17 protein-coding genes and 1 tRNA gene are annotated in these 15,904 nt (G+C 69.1%); 11 read left to right on the top strand and 7 right to left on the bottom strand.

The features are described 5' to 3' along the window. From BLQ91_RS29025 to BLQ91_RS29015, 3 genes are read right to left on the bottom strand one after another with little or no spacing between them, the layout of a single operon-like run. The gene (locus BLQ91_RS29025) at positions 1 to 1,419 is read right to left on the bottom strand and encodes a PP2C family protein-serine/threonine phosphatase (RefSeq protein ID WP_090101851.1); all 1,419 of its coding nucleotides are present in this window, start codon (positions 1,417 to 1,419) and stop codon (positions 1 to 3) included. After that, complete coding sequence (locus BLQ91_RS29020) at positions 1,416 to 1,877, bottom strand: FHA domain-containing protein FhaB/FipA (RefSeq protein WP_030480247.1); 462 nt, start codon at positions 1,875 to 1,877, stop codon at positions 1,416 to 1,418. The genes BLQ91_RS29025 and BLQ91_RS29020 overlap by 4 nt, the downstream gene beginning before the upstream one ends. Before the next feature lie 51 nt (positions 1,878 to 1,928). Next, positions 1,929 to 3,158 (bottom strand): FHA domain-containing protein, encoded by a 1,230-nt coding sequence (locus BLQ91_RS29015; RefSeq protein ID WP_090101849.1) that lies wholly within the window; start codon positions 3,156 to 3,158, stop codon positions 1,929 to 1,931. A gap of 117 nt (positions 3,159 to 3,275) precedes the next feature. Between BLQ91_RS29015 and BLQ91_RS29010 the strand changes: the two genes are divergently transcribed. The 4 genes from BLQ91_RS29010 to BLQ91_RS28995 all read left to right on the top strand — a co-directional run bounded on the left by BLQ91_RS29010 (position 3,276) and on the right by BLQ91_RS28995 (position 5,895). After that, positions 3,276 to 3,358, top strand: a tRNA-Leu gene (locus BLQ91_RS29010). Positions 3,359 to 3,482: 124 nt separating this feature from the next. Then, positions 3,483 to 4,259 carry an NADP-dependent oxidoreductase gene (locus BLQ91_RS29005; RefSeq protein ID WP_143022854.1) on the top strand — a complete coding sequence of 259 codons (777 nt, stop codon included), beginning with the start codon at positions 3,483 to 3,485 and terminating at the stop codon, positions 4,257 to 4,259. A gap of 315 nt (positions 4,260 to 4,574) precedes the next feature. Continuing rightward, positions 4,575 to 5,192 (top strand): hypothetical protein, encoded by a 618-nt coding sequence (locus tag BLQ91_RS29000; protein WP_090101845.1) that lies wholly within the window; start codon positions 4,575 to 4,577, stop codon positions 5,190 to 5,192. A gap of 46 nt (positions 5,193 to 5,238) precedes the next feature. Next, on the top strand, positions 5,239 to 5,895 hold the full coding sequence (locus BLQ91_RS28995) for an NAD(P)H-binding protein (RefSeq protein WP_090101843.1): 657 nt from the start codon (positions 5,239 to 5,241) through the stop codon (positions 5,893 to 5,895). 247 nt (positions 5,896 to 6,142) lie between these two features. Here the strand turns inward: BLQ91_RS28995 and BLQ91_RS28990 are convergent, their stop codons facing one another. Beyond that, positions 6,143 to 7,438, bottom strand: a complete 1,296-nt coding sequence (locus BLQ91_RS28990; protein WP_245733876.1) for a D-arabinono-1,4-lactone oxidase — start codon at positions 7,436 to 7,438, stop codon at positions 6,143 to 6,145. A 72-nt stretch (positions 7,439 to 7,510) separates the two neighbouring features. On the opposite strand from BLQ91_RS28990, the gene BLQ91_RS28985 reads away from it, so the two are divergent. Continuing rightward, positions 7,511 to 8,692, top strand: coding sequence for an amino acid deaminase/aldolase (locus tag BLQ91_RS28985; RefSeq protein ID WP_090101839.1), 1,182 nt, complete (start codon positions 7,511 to 7,513; stop codon positions 8,690 to 8,692). On the opposite strand, the gene BLQ91_RS28980 is transcribed toward BLQ91_RS28985, so the two are convergent. After that, on the bottom strand, positions 8,689 to 9,333 hold the full coding sequence (locus BLQ91_RS28980; RefSeq protein ID WP_218130449.1) for a TetR/AcrR family transcriptional regulator: 645 nt from the start codon (positions 9,331 to 9,333) through the stop codon (positions 8,689 to 8,691). The genes BLQ91_RS28985 and BLQ91_RS28980 overlap by 4 nt on opposite strands. Before the next feature lie 82 nt (positions 9,334 to 9,415). Here BLQ91_RS28980 and BLQ91_RS28975 point away from each other — a divergent pair, with 82 nt between their 5' ends. Genes BLQ91_RS28975 through BLQ91_RS28960 form a run of 4 tightly spaced genes read left to right on the top strand, consistent with a single transcriptional unit; the run spans position 9,416 to position 12,930 of the window. Beyond that, a complete protein-coding gene (locus tag BLQ91_RS28975; protein WP_090101835.1) occupies positions 9,416 to 10,663 on the top strand; it encodes a GH1 family beta-glucosidase in 1,248 nt (415 codons plus the stop codon). Positions 10,664 to 10,703: 40 nt separating this feature from the next. Continuing rightward, positions 10,704 to 11,864 carry an MFS transporter gene (locus BLQ91_RS28970; RefSeq protein WP_090101960.1) on the top strand — a complete coding sequence of 387 codons (1,161 nt, stop codon included), beginning with the start codon at positions 10,704 to 10,706 and terminating at the stop codon, positions 11,862 to 11,864. After that, positions 11,864 to 12,643, top strand: coding sequence for an SDR family NAD(P)-dependent oxidoreductase (locus BLQ91_RS28965; RefSeq protein ID WP_090101833.1), 780 nt, complete (start codon positions 11,864 to 11,866; stop codon positions 12,641 to 12,643). Before BLQ91_RS28970 ends, BLQ91_RS28965 begins: the two co-directional genes overlap by 1 nt. A 41-nt stretch (positions 12,644 to 12,684) precedes the next feature. Next, the gene (locus BLQ91_RS28960) at positions 12,685 to 12,930 is read left to right on the top strand and encodes a three-helix bundle dimerization domain-containing protein (protein ID WP_090101830.1); all 246 of its coding nucleotides are present in this window, start codon (positions 12,685 to 12,687) and stop codon (positions 12,928 to 12,930) included. Between the two features lie 251 nt (positions 12,931 to 13,181). Here the strand turns inward: BLQ91_RS28960 and BLQ91_RS28955 are convergent, their stop codons facing one another. Together BLQ91_RS28955 and BLQ91_RS28950 are read right to left on the bottom strand one after the other, a co-directional pair. Beyond that, positions 13,182 to 13,541, bottom strand: coding sequence for a hypothetical protein (locus BLQ91_RS28955; RefSeq protein ID WP_030480258.1), 360 nt, complete (start codon positions 13,539 to 13,541; stop codon positions 13,182 to 13,184). A gap of 13 nt (positions 13,542 to 13,554) precedes the next feature. Continuing rightward, positions 13,555 to 13,878, bottom strand: coding sequence for a hypothetical protein (locus BLQ91_RS28950; RefSeq protein WP_245733874.1), 324 nt, complete (start codon positions 13,876 to 13,878; stop codon positions 13,555 to 13,557). Positions 13,879 to 14,036: 158 nt separating this feature from the next. On the opposite strand from BLQ91_RS28950, the gene BLQ91_RS28945 reads away from it, so the two are divergent. Both BLQ91_RS28945 and BLQ91_RS28940 read left to right on the top strand, forming a co-directional pair. Continuing rightward, positions 14,037 to 15,419 (top strand): helix-turn-helix transcriptional regulator, encoded by a 1,383-nt coding sequence (locus tag BLQ91_RS28945; protein WP_090101828.1) that lies wholly within the window; start codon positions 14,037 to 14,039, stop codon positions 15,417 to 15,419. A 150-nt stretch (positions 15,420 to 15,569) separates the two neighbouring features. Then, a complete protein-coding gene (locus BLQ91_RS28940) occupies positions 15,570 to 15,851 on the top strand; it encodes a hypothetical protein (protein WP_090101956.1) in 282 nt (93 codons plus the stop codon). Positions 15,852 to 15,904 lie beyond the last annotated feature (53 nt).

Here is a 15,904-nt window from a genome sequence, read left to right as displayed (position 1 = left end):
CTACGGACCCTCCCGGCATTCCACACCCGGCTTCTGCTGGGAGGGGGTGAGCGAAGGCTCGGTGGAACCGGTCTCCGGGTTCGCCGAACCGTTGGCGGGCGCGTTCGAGGTGCTGCTGCCCGGCGTGCTGGACGGGGTGGTCGGCGTCGTGGGGGTGCTCGACGTCGACGTGTCCTTGCACAGCGGCAGCATGTGCTCGGTGCGCAGCAACCGGACCGCGGCGCGGGCGCCGTCCAGGCCGTTGTCGCTGCGGATGCCCGCGGTGATGGTCTTGCGACCGGCTTCCTGCAGGTCGTCGAGCGTGATCGGGGTGCAGCCCGTGGAGCCGGGCGGGCACGAGTCCTCGACCTTGGACGACAGCTTGAAGCCGAGCACCGAGCCGTTCAGACCGCGGAAGATCGCGACCTGGCCGTCCGCGGTGGCGCCGACGTAGTACTGGGTGTTGAGCCACAGCTTGCCGCCGACCGCCACGACCGCGGCGAGCAGGAGCAGCACGAAGATGATCGCGAACGCCTTGAGGGCGTTGCGCTTCTTGCGCTTCGGGTCCTGCGGGGGAGGAGGCGGTGCCTCCATGCGCTGGGGCACGGGCGGGCGCTGCTGCGTGAGCGTCGCCGCCCGCGAGGCCGCCGAGTCCGGCGGGGTGTTGTGCTCCTCGCTGCCGTCGCCCGCCGCGCCGCCGACGATCGGGTAGTCGTCGCCGAAGTCGACGTCCTCGACGTCCGCCACGATCACCGTGACGTTGTCGGGGCCGCCGCCCTTGAGCGCGAGCTCGATCATCCGGTCCGCGCAGGCCTGCGGGTCGGGGATGCGGATCGCCTCGTCGAGCGTCTCCAGGCTCACGACGCCGGACAGACCGTCCGAGCAGAGCAGGAACCGGTCGCCGGCACGCGCCTCGCGCACCGTGAGGCTGGGCTCGAAGTCGTGCCCCGTGAGGGCGCGCAGCAGCAGCGAGCGCTGCGGGTGCGTGGCCGCCTCGTCCGGGGTGATCCGGCCCTCGTCGATCAACGACTGGACGAACGTGTCGTCGTGCGTGATCTGCGCGAAAGAACCCTCCCGCAGGAGGTACGCGCGCGAGTCGCCGATGTGCACGAGCCCGAGGCGGTTGCCCGCGAACAGGATGGCCGTGAGCGTGGTGCCCATGCCCTCCAGGTCCGGGTCGCTCGTCACGAGCTCGGAGATGGCGCCGTTGCCACTCGCGACCGCGTCGCGCAGCTTGCCGAGGAGGTCGTCGCCGGGCTCGTCGTCGTCGACGTGGGCCAGCGAGGCGATGACCACCTTGCTCGCGACCTCACCGGCGGCGTGGCCACCCATGCCGTCGGCTACTGCGAGCAGGCGAGGGCCCGCGTACACGGAGTCCTGGTTGTTGGAACGAACCAGGCCCCTGTCGCTGCGGGCCGCGTATCGAAGAACCAAGGTCATGAGCGCAGCTCGATCACCGTTTTGCCAATGCGGATCGGGGTGCCGAGAGGTACGCGCAAGGGTGCGGTGACCTTGGCTCGGTCCAGGTAGGTGCCGTTCGTGGAGCCGAGGTCCTCCACGTACCAGTCGGTACCGCGCATGGACAGCCTCGCGTGCCTGGTCGACGCGAAGTCGTCGTCCAGGACGAGAGTGGAGTCGTCAGCGCGACCGATCAGGATCGGCCTGCCGTCGAGCGAGATGCGGGTGCCGGTCAGCGCCCCGTGGGTGACCACGAGTTGCCGAGGCGCCTTGCTCCCCCTCGCCGACTTCTCGGACCTCCGGAACCCGGGCAGACCTGACGCCCGGAGCCCTGAGGCTGCGTAGAGATCAGAGCGGACCACACGTAGGGCGGCCAGCACAAAAAGCCAGAGGAGCACGAGAAAGCCCGCTCTGGTCAGCTGCATCACCAGCTCTTGCACCGGTTGTAACCGCTCCTGCCTTGAGTTGCATGCCGACGCCCGTGCCGACCACTAGCCCGCGGTGCGGAAGACCAATGACGAGTGGCCGATGCGGACGACGTCGCCTTCCGCGAGTTGCCAAGTCTGCACTGGCGTGCCGTTCACCGTGGTGCCGTTGGTCGAACCGAGATCCGCGAGCATCGCATTCTGCCCGTCCCAGGAGATTTCCAGGTGTCGCCTGGAGACACCCGTGTCCGGGAGGCGGAAGTCGGCCTCCTGCCCACGTCCTACGACGTTTCCACCCTGCTTGAGGTTGTACGTCCGGTTGGATCCGTCGTCGAGGTGCAGCGTCGCGTTGAGCTGGCGGTTCGCGCCCTGGGTCGCCGGCGGGGCGTATCCGCCCTGGTTGTAGCCCTGGTCGTACCCGCCGGGCTGGCCGTAGCCCGGCTGCTGGCCGTAGCCCTGGTCGTAGCCGCCCTGCTGGCCGTAACCCTGGTCGTAGCCGCCCTGCTGGGCGCCGCCGTAGCCCTGGTCGTAGCCCTGCTGGCCGTAGCCCTGCTGCTGGCCGTAGCCCTGGTCGTAGCCGCCGCCGCCCTGCTGGCCGCCGCCGTAGCCCTGGTCGTAACCCTGCTGGCCGTAACCCTGGTCATAGCCCTGCTGGGCGCCGCCGTAGCCGCCGCCCTGCTGGCCGTAGCCCTGGTCGTAGCCGCCTTGCTGGCCGTAGCCCTGGTCGTAACCCTGCTGGCCGTAACCCTGCTGCTGGCCGTAGCCCTGCTGCTGGTCGTAGCCCTGCTGGCCGTAGCCGCCCTGACCATAAGGGTCCTGGGCGGGCTGGCCCTGTCCTTGTCCGTAGCCGGGTGGCTGGCTCATGGATCGGTCTCCTGCGGTGCGAGGTGGTGCTGACCGTCGGCTGGCCGCTTTCACGTCGGGGTCGACGGACGAGCTGGTTCGGAACTGTCCGGTGTGCAGCGCCTCGGAGCGCTCCAGGGAGACTACGACGTCACCATAGGTATCCCATCCGGACTCGGCCAGGTGCTCTCGCAGGCCCTCTGCGAGGAGCTGTGTGATGCGTAGTTCATCCTGCTCATCGCCCGCAAGACGTTCGTGGTCCTGGGCTCCGAGCAGCACTGTGTAGTGGTTGGGGGCTAGCAGTCTGCCACCCGCGAGCTCGCGGATGTTGCTGTCACCCTCCCGTTGCAGCGCCTGTGCCACCTCTTGGGGCACGACGTTGCCGCCGAACACCCGCGCGAAGGTGTTGCCGACGAGACCTTCGAGCTTGCGCTCGAAGCGTTGCAGGCCCATGTCGACTCCTTCCGCGCGGACGGGCTCCCGCACCGATCGTATCCGGGCGCGACGACGCCTACAGGGGGCGATTAGGAACCTGGTTTGGACGCGTGCTAGTGTTCTCAACGTCTCCAGGGGCAAGTGGCGGAATGGCAGACGCGCACGGTTCAGGTCCGTGTGTCCGAAAGGACGTGGGGGTTCAACTCCCCCCTTGCCCATAGAAAGACAGAGGGAACCCCTCTCGCGGAATCGCGAGGGGGGTTCTTTCGTTGATCGGCAATATCGGATTCCTTGATCCAACAGGTGATGTCTGTCACTCGTTCGGGGGCCAGCATGTGGGCGATGGCGGCAGCGGGCTTCGGTGCGGAGCTGGAGCTGGTCGAGATCCCGGAGCCCCAGGCGGGACCCGGTGAGCTGAAGGTCCGGTTGCTCGCCGCGAGCGTCAACCCGTTCGACCGCAAAGTCGTCGACGGGATGCTGCGGAGTTCCGCGCCTCACGTGTTCCCGTTGGTTCCTGGGACTGATGGCGCGGGAGAGGTCGTCGGTTCCGGGGAGAAGATTTTCGGCACCTTCTTCCGCCGTCCCGTCGGCGGCGGAACATACGCCGAGTACGTCACAGTTCCGGCCACCAACGCGTTGGCTTCTCTGCCCGAAGACGTGGATCCGGCCGTCGCCGCCGCATTGCCGACAGCGGGAATGACCGCCCTGCAGTTGGTCGAGGCGCTGGGACCCGCGGAATCGGTCCTGGTCGTCGGCGCTTCGGGAGGCGTCGGGTCGTTCGCCACCCAGATCGCCCGCGCGGCCGGCAAGCGCGTCATCCCGATCGGCCGCGGCGACTCGCTCGTCGAAGCCGACGCCCTGATCGACCTCGTGAGCGCCGACCGTTCGTCGTTCGAGGCGAACGCGCGCTACGCGCCGTTGGCGTTGAACACGAACTACGTCTCCGCTGACCCGGCGCAGAACTTCAGCATGAAGGGCACGAAGGAAGCGTTGGAGCGGCTCGCGTCGATGGTGCAGGCCGGTGAGCTGCGGGTACCGATCGCCCGCCGCCTGCCGCTGCGCGGGGCTGTCGATGTTTTCGCAGGTCATGGACCCGGCAAGACCGTGATCATCATGTAGGTGGTCGTTCTGGCGCGGTGAACGGTCGGCGGACGGCGACCGCTCACCGATCGGCGGTTTCGCGCGCCACGCCTGGCGGACCCGCTCTGAGCAGGCCTTTCGGTGCCGCCATCCGGGTCGACGTCACCCAGACGGCAGCATCGTAGGACCGAACTCGCCACACCGGTCTTCGACCGGTCACCGACCGCTCGGCGCCGTCGATCGCAGGGGGTGCGCTGACCTGGGGGCGGGCCGTGCGCTTCCTGCTAATCCTTATCCAGAGCACGAGTCGAAACGCGGCGGATCGCCCGCCGCGGGTGACGAGGAGGCACTGGCGTGAGCAGCACCCCAGCAAGGATCGCGGCCCTCGACAGCTCGAACGGTCTGTCGACGACCCCGGTCCCGGTTCCGGAACTGCCCGCGTCCGTCGAGGAGTTGGCAGCCGCCGCGGCGATCCGCCTCGGCTGGCACGGAGTCGTTCTCCCCGAGATGGTCCTCATGGGCCGCAAGGTCGTCGTCGTGGCCGAGCTCCTGGCCGACGCCCACGCCGAGCGCGTGTGCGTGGGTGCCGCTCCCGAGGCCGACAAGACCACCGTCTCCACCTGGGTGTGGCCGGAGATGGAAGGCCGCGTCCCGCCGTCCGCCGTCCGCATCGTCGGCGTCCTGGCCGTCGCCCGCCACTGGCGCACCGCCCTCGCCTCCGCGGTCCCCTTCGCCCGCTACGGCAACGCCGCGGTCGTCCTCCCCGAGTCGGTCGCCTTCTCCCACGACTACCTCGCGAACTGCCTGCCCCGCGTCCGCCGCTACGGCGTCTCCGTCCTGCTGGCCGACGACGAGAAGGACCTCTCGGTCGACGTGTCCGGCCGCCAGGAGAACGCCCCCGCCGAGGACACCGCCATCACCCGCTGGGTCAACGAGCTCGTCTACGAACAGCTGCTCGCCACCGCGTCCTGATCGCGCGCGTCGTGCTGGACACCGCACACTGATCTACGGTCGGGACATGCGAGTAGTCATAGCCGGCGGACACGGGCAGATCGCGCTGCTCCTCGAGCAGCAGCTGGCCACCCGTGGACACGCCGCCACCGCACTGGTCCGCAATCCCGATCACTTTGGTGACGTGCAGGAAGCCGGAGCCGTTCCGGTGTTGTGCGACCTGGAGTCTGCCGACCTCGACTCGGTCGCCTCGTATTTGAACGGCGCTGACGCGGCTGTGTTCGCCGCCGGCGCGGGTGCCGGATCCGGCGCCGCCCGCAAGGACACCGTGGACTACGGGGCCGCCGCCCTCTTCGCCTCCGCTGCCGTGGAGGCGGGGGTGCGGCGGTTCGTCCAGGTGTCGTCGGTGGGCATCGAGGCCGCGGACTCGCCTGATGTGGATCCCGAGTTCGCCGTGTACCTGAAGGCCAAGAAGATGGCCGAAGAGGATCTTCGCGGCCGGGACCTCGACTGGACGGTTCTCCGGCCCGGGCGGTTGGTGGACGGGCCCGGGACCGGGCTGGTCACCCTTGCGGCGCCTCGGTTGCCCCGCGGGTCGGTTGCCCGGGCTGATGTCGCTGCTGTCCTGGTCGAGTTACTGGGGGCTCCCGGGACCATCGGGAAGACCCTCGAGTTGGTCGAGGGGGAGACGCCCGTCGGTGAGGCGGTTCGCGCTGTTCTCTGATCTTGTCGGGGGCGCTGGGTAGGTTGTGTTGCGAGGGGTCCCGAGGATGAGGGGACGCCTGCGTCAGCTTGCGCCGGCGTGGGTGTGCGCGCTCTGTCCGTAGGTCCTCGCTGTTGCGTTGGCGGGTTGATGGCGCGCCTGTTGTGTTGGGCGGCTACCGGTTGCGTTGGTTGCCGGTTGCGTTGGTGGTTGCGCCGGGAGCGCTTGCTCGGGAAGGCGTTCGGACGGCTCGCCTTCGGCTTCGCGGTCAGGTGCCCAGCACGCGGTCCAGGTACTGGTTCGTGAAGGTGCGGCCTGGGTCCACCTCGTCGCGCACCCGCAGGAAGTCGTCGAAGTGGGGGTAGAGCGGGCGGAGCTCGGTCGCGGTCAGGTCGTGCATCTTGCCCCAGTGCGGGCGGCCTCCCACTGACGCGGCGATGCTCGCGTACGCGTCGAAGAAAGCCTTGTACTGCATGCCCAGTGCTTGGTGCATCGAGATGTACGCGGTGTCTCTGCCGTTGGCCGTGGAAAGCCAGATGTCGTCTGCCTGGGCGACGCGCACCTCGCACGGGACGATCAGGTGGTCGCGGTCGCCCAGCTTGCCGGCCACCGCGCGGAGTTCCGCGATGACGTCCATCAGGGTTTCGCGGGGGATCGAGAACTCGGTCTCCACGAAGCGGACTCGGCGCGGGGTCACGAAGACGTTGTGCGAGTAGTCCGAATAGGACCGTTCGGTGATCAGGGAGCCGCAGACCTCGTTGAGGCGCTTGGTGTAGCGCGGGAACCTGCGTGCCACCTTGGTCACGGCGCCGAACGCCGCGTTCTCCACCACCTCGTACTCCCAGGTCTGGCGGAGCTTGGAGAGCGGGCGTGCCGGTTCGGTGATCCTGTTGTTGCGCTTGAGGATCACGCGGTCGGAGTGGGTGAACCAGTGGAACTCGACGTGGTCCTCCACGGCGCAGAGGTCGTCGAACTGCTCCAGCACCGCGTCCAGGCGGCCGGGGGACTCCGACGCCCGCAGGACGAACGACGGTACGCAGCGCAGGGTCAGGGTGCTGATGATGCCGAGGGCGCCGAGGCCCACGCGGGCCGCGTTGAAGAGGTCCGGGCGTTCGGTTCGGGAGCAGGTGACGACGGAGCCGTCGGCCAGGACGAGTTCGAGGGACTCGACGGCGGTGGCGAGGACGCCGAGCTTGGCGCCCGTGCCGTGGGTCGAGGTGGAGATCGCGCCGGCGACGGTTTGGGCGTCGATGTCGCCGAGGTTCGGCATGGCCAGGCCGAGGCGGTGGAGGTCTGCGTTCAACGACCACAGGGGAGTGCCCGAGCGGACGGTGACCAGGCCGGTTTCCGCGTCCGCGTGGACGATGCCCGTCCAGCGGTCGAGGTCGAGCGCCGTTTCGGGGGCTACGGCGATGTCGTTGAACGAGTGGCCGCTGCCTCGCGCGCGCACGCGGGAACCCGAGAGGACCGCCTCGGCGATCTCGTCTGTGCTGGCGGGGTGGACGACGCGCGTCGGCGTGCACGAAGCAGTTCTAGCCCAGTTCGTCCACACACGAACCTCCACGAGAGTGTGACCTGCGAGTAACGTAAGTGAAAGCTCTTCACGTTTCAAGGGTCGAGGACGTACCGTCAGAGCATGCGCAGAACTCGACTCGACGCCGCGACGAAGGACCTGGATCCTCCGTTCGCGATCGTCGACCTGGACGCCTTCGACCACAACGCGGCGGACCTCACCCGTCGCGCTGCCGGTCATCCGATCCGGGTGGCGAGCAAGTCGGTTCGCGTGCGCGACCTGGTGTGCCGGGCGCTCGAACGGCCCGGTTACGCCGGGGTCATGTGCTACTCGCTGGCCGAGGCGTTGTGGTTGTCGGAGCAGAACGTCAGCGACGACCTGCTGGTCGCCTACCCGACGGCCGATCGTGCCGCTCTGCAGAAGCTCGCCGCCAACGAGACGGCCCGGCAGCGCGTGACGATCATGGTCGACTCGGTGGAGCACCTCGACTTCGTGGACGCCGCCGTCGGGCCGCACGCCGACATCCGGGTGTGCCTGGAGCTCGACGTGTCGTGGCGGCCGTTGCCCGGTGTCCACATCGGTCCGCGGCGGTCGTCGGTCCACACGCCGCAGCAGGCGAGGGCGCTCGCCGCGAAGATCGTGCGCCGCACCGGGTTCCAGCTCGTCGGGGTCATGGCCTACGAGGGGCAGATCGCCGGGCTGGGGGACAAGCCGCCCGGTCAGCCGGTTCGGGCGATCGGGATCCGGTTCATCCAGGCGAGGTCCGGGCCGGAGCTGGTCCAACGGCGGACGGCCGTGATCAACGCGGTGCGGCAGGTCGCCGACCTCGAGTTCGTCAACGGCGGTGGCACCGGCAGCCTGGAGCTGACCGGATCCGACCCGTCGGTCACCGAGCTCGCGGCGGGCAGTGGCCTGTTCGGGCCGACGTTGTTCGACGCCTACCAGGCGTTCCAGCCGCAGCCCGCCGCGCTCTTCGCGTTGCCGGTGGTGCGCAAGCCGGCCAAGCGGGTCGCGACGCTCTTCGCCGGCGGCTACATCGCGTCCGGCACGCCCACGCCCGACCGCCAGCCCTCGCCGTACCTGCCGGAAGGGCTCAGGACGCTCGGGCTCGAGGGTGCCGGCGAGGTGCAGACGCCGGTCACCGGCAGGGCGGCGGAACAGCTGCGGATCGGCGACCGCGTCTGGATGCGGCACGCCAAGGCGGGCGAGCTGTTCGAGCGGTTCGACGAGGTGCACCTGGTGCGCGGTGACCGCATCGAGCGCACCGTGCCCACGTACCGCGGCGAGCGCCGCAACTTCGGCTAGGCGGGCAGGCGTGACGACAGGTAGCCCCTGACCAGCGCCTTCGCCTCGGCCAAGATCGCGGGGTCGCCGACGGGGTTGTTGCGGAAGGCCATCTTCAGCACGGCGTCGGCGGCCTCGACGGCGATCGCGATCGGCAGGCCGACCTCGCCCATCGGAATGCCGAACTTGCCCGAGATCAGCTCCGAGATCTTGTCGGAGATGACGGCGTTGTTGTCGCGCCGGTCGTCGAGCAGGCGCATGTCCACGACGTCACCGAAGTGCAGCTTCCCGAACGCGGGGATCTCGCGGTGCATCGTCACGTAGACGTCGAACACCGTGTCCACGGCGTCCCACCAGTGCTCGAGCGTCGCCTGCTCGAGCCGTTCGGTGATGCCCTGGGAGAACTTGTCGACGTTGCGCAGCGTCAGCGCCTGCACGACGGCTCTCTTGTCCGGGAAGAACTGGTAGAGCGAACCGACCGCGACGCCCGCCCTCTCCGCGATCAACGTCGTGGTGACGCCGTCGTAGCCCACCTCGTCGATCAGGGTCGCGCACGCCTCGAGCATTCGCTCGACTCTCTTGGCGCTGCGCTGCTGGACGGGCTGACGGCGAAGGGGGGTGGTGCTCGTCACGGCGACTCCCAATAGTTCGGGTACTTCCATCTTGCCCGTTGTACGGCTCTTTCACTTCCCCGAACCCGTCAACACGCCTACGATCCGAACAAGTTTCACATTTGGAGGATCGATGAGCGGCTTCCTGTGGGGAGTGTCGACGTCCGCGTTCCAGATCGAGGGCGCGTTCGACGCCGGCGGTCGAGGCCCCTCCGTGTGGGACGCGTTCACCCCGGTGCACGAGAACCAGAACGCTTCCGTTGCGTGCGACCACTACCACCGGTGGCGCGAGGACGTGGCGCTGATGACCCAGCTCGGCGTCAACGCGTACCGCTTCTCCATCGCGTGGCCGCGCGTCCAGCCCTCCGGCAAGGGACCCGTCAACGCCGAGGGACTCGACTTCTACGATCGCCTGGTCGACGCCCTCGTCGACGCCGGCATCGCACCGGTGGTGACGTTGTACCACTGGGACACGCCGCTGGAGCTCGAAGCGGAGGGTGGCTGGCTCAACCGGGACGTCGCCGACCGGTTCGCCGACTACACGGCGCTGGTCGCGGACCGGCTCGCCGACCGCGTGGAGCTGTGGATCCCGATCAACGAACCCGCGATGGTGACGTTGCAGGGCTATGCGATCGGTGAGCACGCGCCGGGCAAGACGCTGCTCTTCGACGCGTTGCCGACCGCCCACCACCTGAACCTCGCCCACGGCCGCGCGGTCCAAGTGCTCCGTTCGTACGACGCGCAAGCGGTTGGCACGGCGAACAACCACACACCGGCCTGGCCGGCTACGCCGAACGACGTAGCGGCCGCCGAGGCCTACAGCGAGATCCACAACTGGCTCTACGCCGACCCCGTGCTGTCGGGCCGATATCCGGACGCAGTCGCCGATCTCCTGCCTGTCGCCGGAGGTGACCTGGCCACGATCCACCAGCCGCTCGACTTCTACGGGGTCAACTACTACAACCCCACGCGGCTGAGGTCGCCGTCCGAGGGCAACCCGCTGCCGTTCGAGCTGGTGGAGATCGACGAGTACCCGCGCACCGGGTTCGGCTGGCCGATCGTGCCGTCCGGGTTGGGCGAGATGATCGCCCAGCTGCGCGAACGCCACCCGTCGCTGCCGCCGGTGCACGTCACCGAGAGCGGCTGCAGCTTCCCGGAAGACCTCCACGACGCCGAGCGGATCTCCTACCTGGCCGGGCACCTCGAGGCCGCTCGGGAGGCAGGCGTCCGCGGGTACTTCGTGTGGTCGCTGCTCGACAACTTCGAGTGGGAGGCCGGTTACTCGCAGCGGTTCGGCCTGGTCCACGTCGACTACGAGACGCAGGTCCGCACGCCGCGCGACTCGTTCCACTGGTACCGCGAGGTGATCAGCGGTGGGTGAGGCGCTCGCCGAACCGGTGGTCCCGGTCAGAAGGGGCTGGATGGCCTGGCTCTTCGCGGCGAACCTGGGGCTGTGGCTCGCGATCTACGCGCCCATCCAGGTCCTTCTGCCGCAGCAGGCCGAGCTGCTGGACAAGGCGAACAAGGAGCTGGTGTTCGGCATCGTCACCGGCGTCGGCGCCCTGGTGTCGTTGCTGGTCGTGCCGCTGATCGGGTTCTTGTCCGACCGCACGACCTCGCGGTTCGGTCGTCGTCATCCGTGGACGCTGGCCGGCGCTGCTGTCGGTGCCGCCGGTCTTGCCGTTCTCGCCAACGCGCCGTCGGTGTTCGTCATGACCGTGGGCTGGTGCCTGGTGCAGGCGGGGATCGGCGGCATGCTCGCCGCGCTGACCTCCGCGGTGCCGGACCGCGTGCCCGTCGTGCAACGGGCGCAGGTCGGCGGACTCATCGGCATCAGTCAGATGCTCGGCACGGTGCTGGGCGCGGTCGTCGTGACGTTGCTGGTCAGCGGGCTGACGGCGGGCTATCTGGCGTGTGCTGCCATCGTGGTCGTGGGAGCGCTCTTCTTCGTCTGGCGCACGCCGGACACGCAGCTCATCGCCAAGCCGGTCAAGCCGACGTTCTGGATCTCCCCGCGCGAGCACCCCGACTTCGCCTGGGCCTGGCTCGGCCACCTCATGATCAACCTCGGCAACGCGTTCGGGACGCTCTACCTCCTCTTCTTCCTGGGCGACGTCGTCCACCACCCGTCGCCGGAAGACGGCCTGCTGGTGCTGATGGCGCTCTACGGGGTGGCGCTCGCCGCAGGAGCGGTGCTGTTCGGCGCACGAAGTGATCGTTCCGGGCGCCGCAAGCCGTACGTGTACCTGGCGGCCGTGGTGATGGCGGTTGCCGCGCTGTTGCTGGTGGTCTGGCCCACCTGGCCGAGCGCTCTGATCGCCGCGCCGCTGCTCGGCGTCGGCTTCGGCACGTACTGGGCGGTCGCGATCGCGCTGCTGACCCAGGTGCTGCCGGCGGCGTCCGACCGGGCCAAGGACCTCGGCGTGCTGAACGTGGCCAACGCGCTGCCGCAGGTCATCGCCCCTCTGCTGACCGCGGTGATCTTGGCCGGCCTGGGTGGCTACCGCGGTCTTTTCGCGATGTCGGCGCTGGCGACGGCGCTGGCGGCGGTGTTGATGAGTCGAGTGCGATCGGTGGTTTGATGAAGGTCGAGGGCAAGCGGGTTCTGGTCACGGGAGCGTCCCAGGGGATCGGCGCGGAGGCCGCGTTCCGGTTCGCCGCGCACGGCGCCCGTGTCCACCTTGTGGCCCGGAGCGCTGAGCTGCTGGATCGGCAGGTCGAGCGGATCACGGAGTTCGGCGGCTCGGCGACCGCCCACCCGGCCGATCTCGCCGACGGCGCGCAGATCCGCGCACTCGCCGAGGACGTTCCGGCCCCGGACGTGCTCGTCAACAACGCGGGCGTCGGCCGCTGGCTGTTCCTCGACGACACGCCGGCCGACGAGCTGCAGGCCATGACCGCCGTGCCGTACCTGGCGGCGTTGCTGCTGACCAGGGAGTACCTGGGTGCCATGCGGTCTCGTGGCTCCGGCTGGATCGTCAACGTGAACTCGCCGGTGTCGCGCCTGCCGATCCCGGGTTGCGTGGGCTACCAGTCGTCGCGGTGGGCGCTGCGCGGTCTCACTGCGTCGCTGCGCCTCGACCTGCGGGGGACCGGCGTCGGGATCAGCGAGGTCGTGCCGGGCAAGGTGTCGAGCGAGTACTTCACGAACAACCCCGGCGTGGAGGAGCGGTTCCCGGCGGTCGCCAGGATGATCCCGACGGTCACGCCCGCGCAGTGCGCGAAGGCGATCGTCGACGCGGTGGAGGAGGAGCGCGGCGAGCACCTCTTCCCGTGGCAGCTCAAGGCGTTCGAGATCTCGGGGCGGCTGTTCCCCGGCCTGACCTCGTACCTCGCGTGGAAGACGGGTACGCACCGCTGACAACGGGAACTCCCCGGCCACGGAAACCGAGGGAGGACCCCATGACCGGAACGATCGACGGCCACCGGGTGCGCGACCCGCACGGCCTGCACGCCGACGCCGAGGACCAGGTGCGCCAGGCGGCTTCCGAGGTGCGGCGCCGCGTCGGCGACCAGTACGACGACCAGGTTGTCCAGCGCGCCGTGCGCGAGGCCTACGACGAGATCAGCGACCACGCGAAGATCGAGTCCTTCTTGCCGATCCTCGTCGCGCGGGCGGCCGAGGAGAAGCTCGGAGCACGGCGCTAGTCGCGCAGTCGTGGAAACGGCCCCTGCCTGCGCGGGAGGTGCAGACAGGGGCCGGGGTTGGTGACCGCGGACCGGCGACGGTCGGGGAGGGAAGGTGCACGTCACCGGCCCGCGGGAATCTGTGGAGTCGGGGAGCTGACCGGGGCCCGCGATGTAGCGGTCGGGGGTTCGCACATCGCGGGCCACCGGTCAGCAGGCGGTTTGCAGACCTGGTCGTGTCGGGGGGACGCCAGGTCGGTCGCAAACGCCCGTTAGTGGGCTCGAGCCACCGCGCGGCGGGACCGGGTGACAGGAGGGGTCACCGGGGCCTCGCGCAGGTGGCGAGCCGGGCGCGGGGCGAGTCCGCCCGCGACCAGGTGTTCGTACGCGGCGCGCCACACCGAGCAAGGAGACTTCTGCTGGCGCCAGCGGCCGGAGCATTCAGGGCAGTTGCCCTTCTCGTCCGGCTCGTGCGCTGCCAGCAGAGCACGCCATCCCTCGGTCAGCCGAGGGAGCTCGGATCGGGCCACCGACAGCAGGGACGGGGCGTCAGCGCGGCTCGCCAGCTCCGTGAGCAGGTCGAGGCGTTCCCACACAGCGTTGCGAAGAACCTGTCCGAGGATCGCGTCCATCGAAACGTCACCGTCACCTTTCCGCCTGGTCGGCGGCTTCGCGTAGCGCAGCCCTGAGCTGTACGAGCTGGTCGTGGGACAAGACTGCCGTCTCACCGGGAGGGCCTACCAGGACCACTTGGCCCTGGACCACCTTCACGGTGAGCTGGCGGTCCCGGTCGACCACGTCGCCGCAGCTGATCTGCCACGTCCGACGCTGCCCGGTCGTGCCGCGCCATGTGGAGTCGGTGTCACCCGTCTCCACAATGGAGGTGGAGTACGAGGAGGAGCTGTCCACTATCAGGTCGTTCCTCTCCGTGCTCGTTCGCTTACCGGGATCCAGATTGCGATGATTCATGCCGGAACGGGACGTCACAGCGCTGACCGGTGGGACTCTTACGGTGAGCGGTAAGCGGTGTTCGGCAGGGCCGATCAGCCCCGCCGAAGAGGACTTCTCGGGCTCGGGGACCTGCCCCTAGTCTGCCGATGACGCCCAACGGACTGTGAGGGTGCGCGATGAACACCATGAGTTCCCAGGGCTCTCCGATCCCCACCGAGGTGTGGGACCACCCGGAGATGCGGGACGCGCTGGCGCGACGGGAGATCAGCTCGGTCTACCGGCTGCTCCGGCGGCACGGTGTGTCCCAGCGCCAGATCGCGGCGCTCACGGGCCAGTCGCAGTCCGAGGTCTCGGAGATCCTCAAGGGACGCCAGGTGATGGCGTACGACGTCCTGACGAGGATCGCCGTGGGTCTGGGTGTCCCACGTGGATACATGGGTCTCGCCTATGACGAGACAACGGCAGTGAGGGTGGCCGCAGCCGCGGACTCACCCCATCCTGAGGAGGAAGAGTCGGTGAAGCGTCGGAAGTTCCTCGCGCACGCCGCCGCCGTGACAGTCGGCGCGGCCGTGTTCGGAGCGGACTCCGGGTCGTGGGTTTCCCACCCCACACAGACTCCGGCTCCGGGACGCATCGGCATGACCGATGTGCGCCAGGTCGAAGCGGCGACGCGGGCTCTGCGTGCCCTCGACTACCAGTACGGCGGCGGCTCGTGCCGTGACGCCGTGGTCGCCCAGCTGTCCTGGGGGCAGCAGATGCTCGGCGCCAGCTCCACGGACATCGTCCGCCAGCGGCTCTTCGTCGCCCTGGCCGACCTGCACAACCTCGCCGGCTGGACGTCGTTCGACACGGGCCTGATGGACTCGGCCCGCAACCACTTCGGCCAGGCGCTCGACCTCGCGAAGCAGGGCGACAACGAGGCCCTGATGGCGAACATCCTGTACCGCATGGGCCGCGTCTACCTGCACCAGAACGCCCCCGACGACGCGCTCAAGGTGTTCCAGCTGGGTCAGCTGGCCGCGCAGAACTCCGGTTCCGAACTCGCGGTGGGCATCCTCTGCGCGAACGAGGCCTGGGCCTACGCGAAGATGGGCTCCGACGAGCAGGCGCTCAAGCTGCTCGGCCGCGCGCGCGACGAGTTCTCCCGAGCCGACGTCGCCGAAGCCCCCGCCTGGGCCAGGTTCTTCAACGAGGTCGACCTCTCGTCGATGATCGGCACGGTGCACACGGAGCTGGCCCAGTCGGTGGACGCCAAGTACGCGCGGACCGCGATCCCCTACCTGTCCAAGGCGATCAACAGCTTCGGCGACGACATGGCCCGCAGCCGGTCGTTCAACCTCACCGCGATGTCGATCAACCACCTCATCCAGGGCGACATCGACCACGGCGCCAAGGTCGGTGGCCAGGCGGTCGACCTGTCCGAGGGCCTGAAGTCGGTGCGCACGAAGCAGCGCATGGAGCCGCTGCGCCAGGAGGCCGAGAAGCGCCGCAACAACCCCGAGGCCCGCGAGCTGGCCGAGCGCGTCGCGCGTTTCACCGGCACCGACACCGCGGCCTGAGCCATTTCGTTCGGATCTGTAGCACCACTTTTGGATGGCGTGGGACACGAACCGGTAACGCCAGGACCTCCGCACACGAATGCAGCATCGACGGGCGGGAATTGCACGCCTAATGTGCGGCAGGTCGGGGCGGAGGACGAGGTGCGGCGCGTGAGCATTACCCGGAGGTGGCGTTCCAGGAGAGCGCTGCGGTCCGCGCAGTTGCTCGACGAGGTGGTGGACACCCAGCTGCCACTGCTCGCGGGGTTCGACGAGGAGCGACGGCGCCGATCCGCCGACTACCTCGCGGAGCTCGTGGCGCTGGCGCAGGACTACCGCTACTACGCCAACGGCTGGATCGACAGCCGCGAGCTGGACCGCCGCGGGCAGCGGACGATGAACCGGCTGGCGCGGATGCGCGAGGAATCTTCGGCCCGACTGATCACTGATTAGTCCTTTCGTGGGCAGCTCGTCGCGCTGATCGGACCACTCACCGAGTCCAGCCC

The organism is Lentzea jiangxiensis, from assembly GCF_900104175.1.
In the GTDB taxonomy this organism is placed as follows: domain Bacteria; phylum Actinomycetota; class Actinomycetes; order Mycobacteriales; family Pseudonocardiaceae; genus Lentzea; species Lentzea jiangxiensis.
Note: the sequence above shows the minus strand (reverse complement) of the source record. Positions and strands in the feature narration are given on the sequence as shown.

Bases quoted from the DNA above. Each gene is read 5' to 3' on its own strand.
- BLQ91_RS29025 (WP_090101851.1), bottom strand. From the start codon at position 1,419: ATGACCTTGGTTCTTCGATACGCGGCCCGCAGCGACAGGGGCCTGGTT.
- BLQ91_RS29015 (WP_090101849.1), bottom strand. From the start codon at position 3,158: ATGGGCCTGCAACGCTTCGAGCGCAAGCTCGAAGGTCTCGTCGGCAAC.
- BLQ91_RS29005 (WP_143022854.1), top strand. From the start codon at position 3,483: ATGGCGGCAGCGGGCTTCGGTGCGGAGCTGGAGCTGGTCGAGATCCCG.
- BLQ91_RS28995 (WP_090101843.1), top strand. From the start codon at position 5,239: ATGCGAGTAGTCATAGCCGGCGGACACGGGCAGATCGCGCTGCTCCTC.
- BLQ91_RS28985 (WP_090101839.1), top strand. From the start codon at position 7,511: ATGCGCAGAACTCGACTCGACGCCGCGACGAAGGACCTGGATCCTCCG.
- BLQ91_RS28980 (WP_218130449.1), bottom strand. From the start codon at position 9,333: ATGGAAGTACCCGAACTATTGGGAGTCGCCGTGACGAGCACCACCCCC.
- BLQ91_RS28975 (WP_090101835.1), top strand. From the start codon at position 9,416: ATGAGCGGCTTCCTGTGGGGAGTGTCGACGTCCGCGTTCCAGATCGAG.
- BLQ91_RS28970 (WP_090101960.1), top strand. From the start codon at position 10,704: ATGGCCTGGCTCTTCGCGGCGAACCTGGGGCTGTGGCTCGCGATCTAC.
- BLQ91_RS28965 (WP_090101833.1), top strand. From the start codon at position 11,864: ATGAAGGTCGAGGGCAAGCGGGTTCTGGTCACGGGAGCGTCCCAGGGG.
- BLQ91_RS28960 (WP_090101830.1), top strand. From the start codon at position 12,685: ATGACCGGAACGATCGACGGCCACCGGGTGCGCGACCCGCACGGCCTG.
- BLQ91_RS28955 (WP_030480258.1), bottom strand. From the start codon at position 13,541: ATGGACGCGATCCTCGGACAGGTTCTTCGCAACGCTGTGTGGGAACGC.
- BLQ91_RS28950 (WP_245733874.1), bottom strand. From the start codon at position 13,878: ATGAATCATCGCAATCTGGATCCCGGTAAGCGAACGAGCACGGAGAGG.
- BLQ91_RS28945 (WP_090101828.1), top strand. From the start codon at position 14,037: ATGAACACCATGAGTTCCCAGGGCTCTCCGATCCCCACCGAGGTGTGG.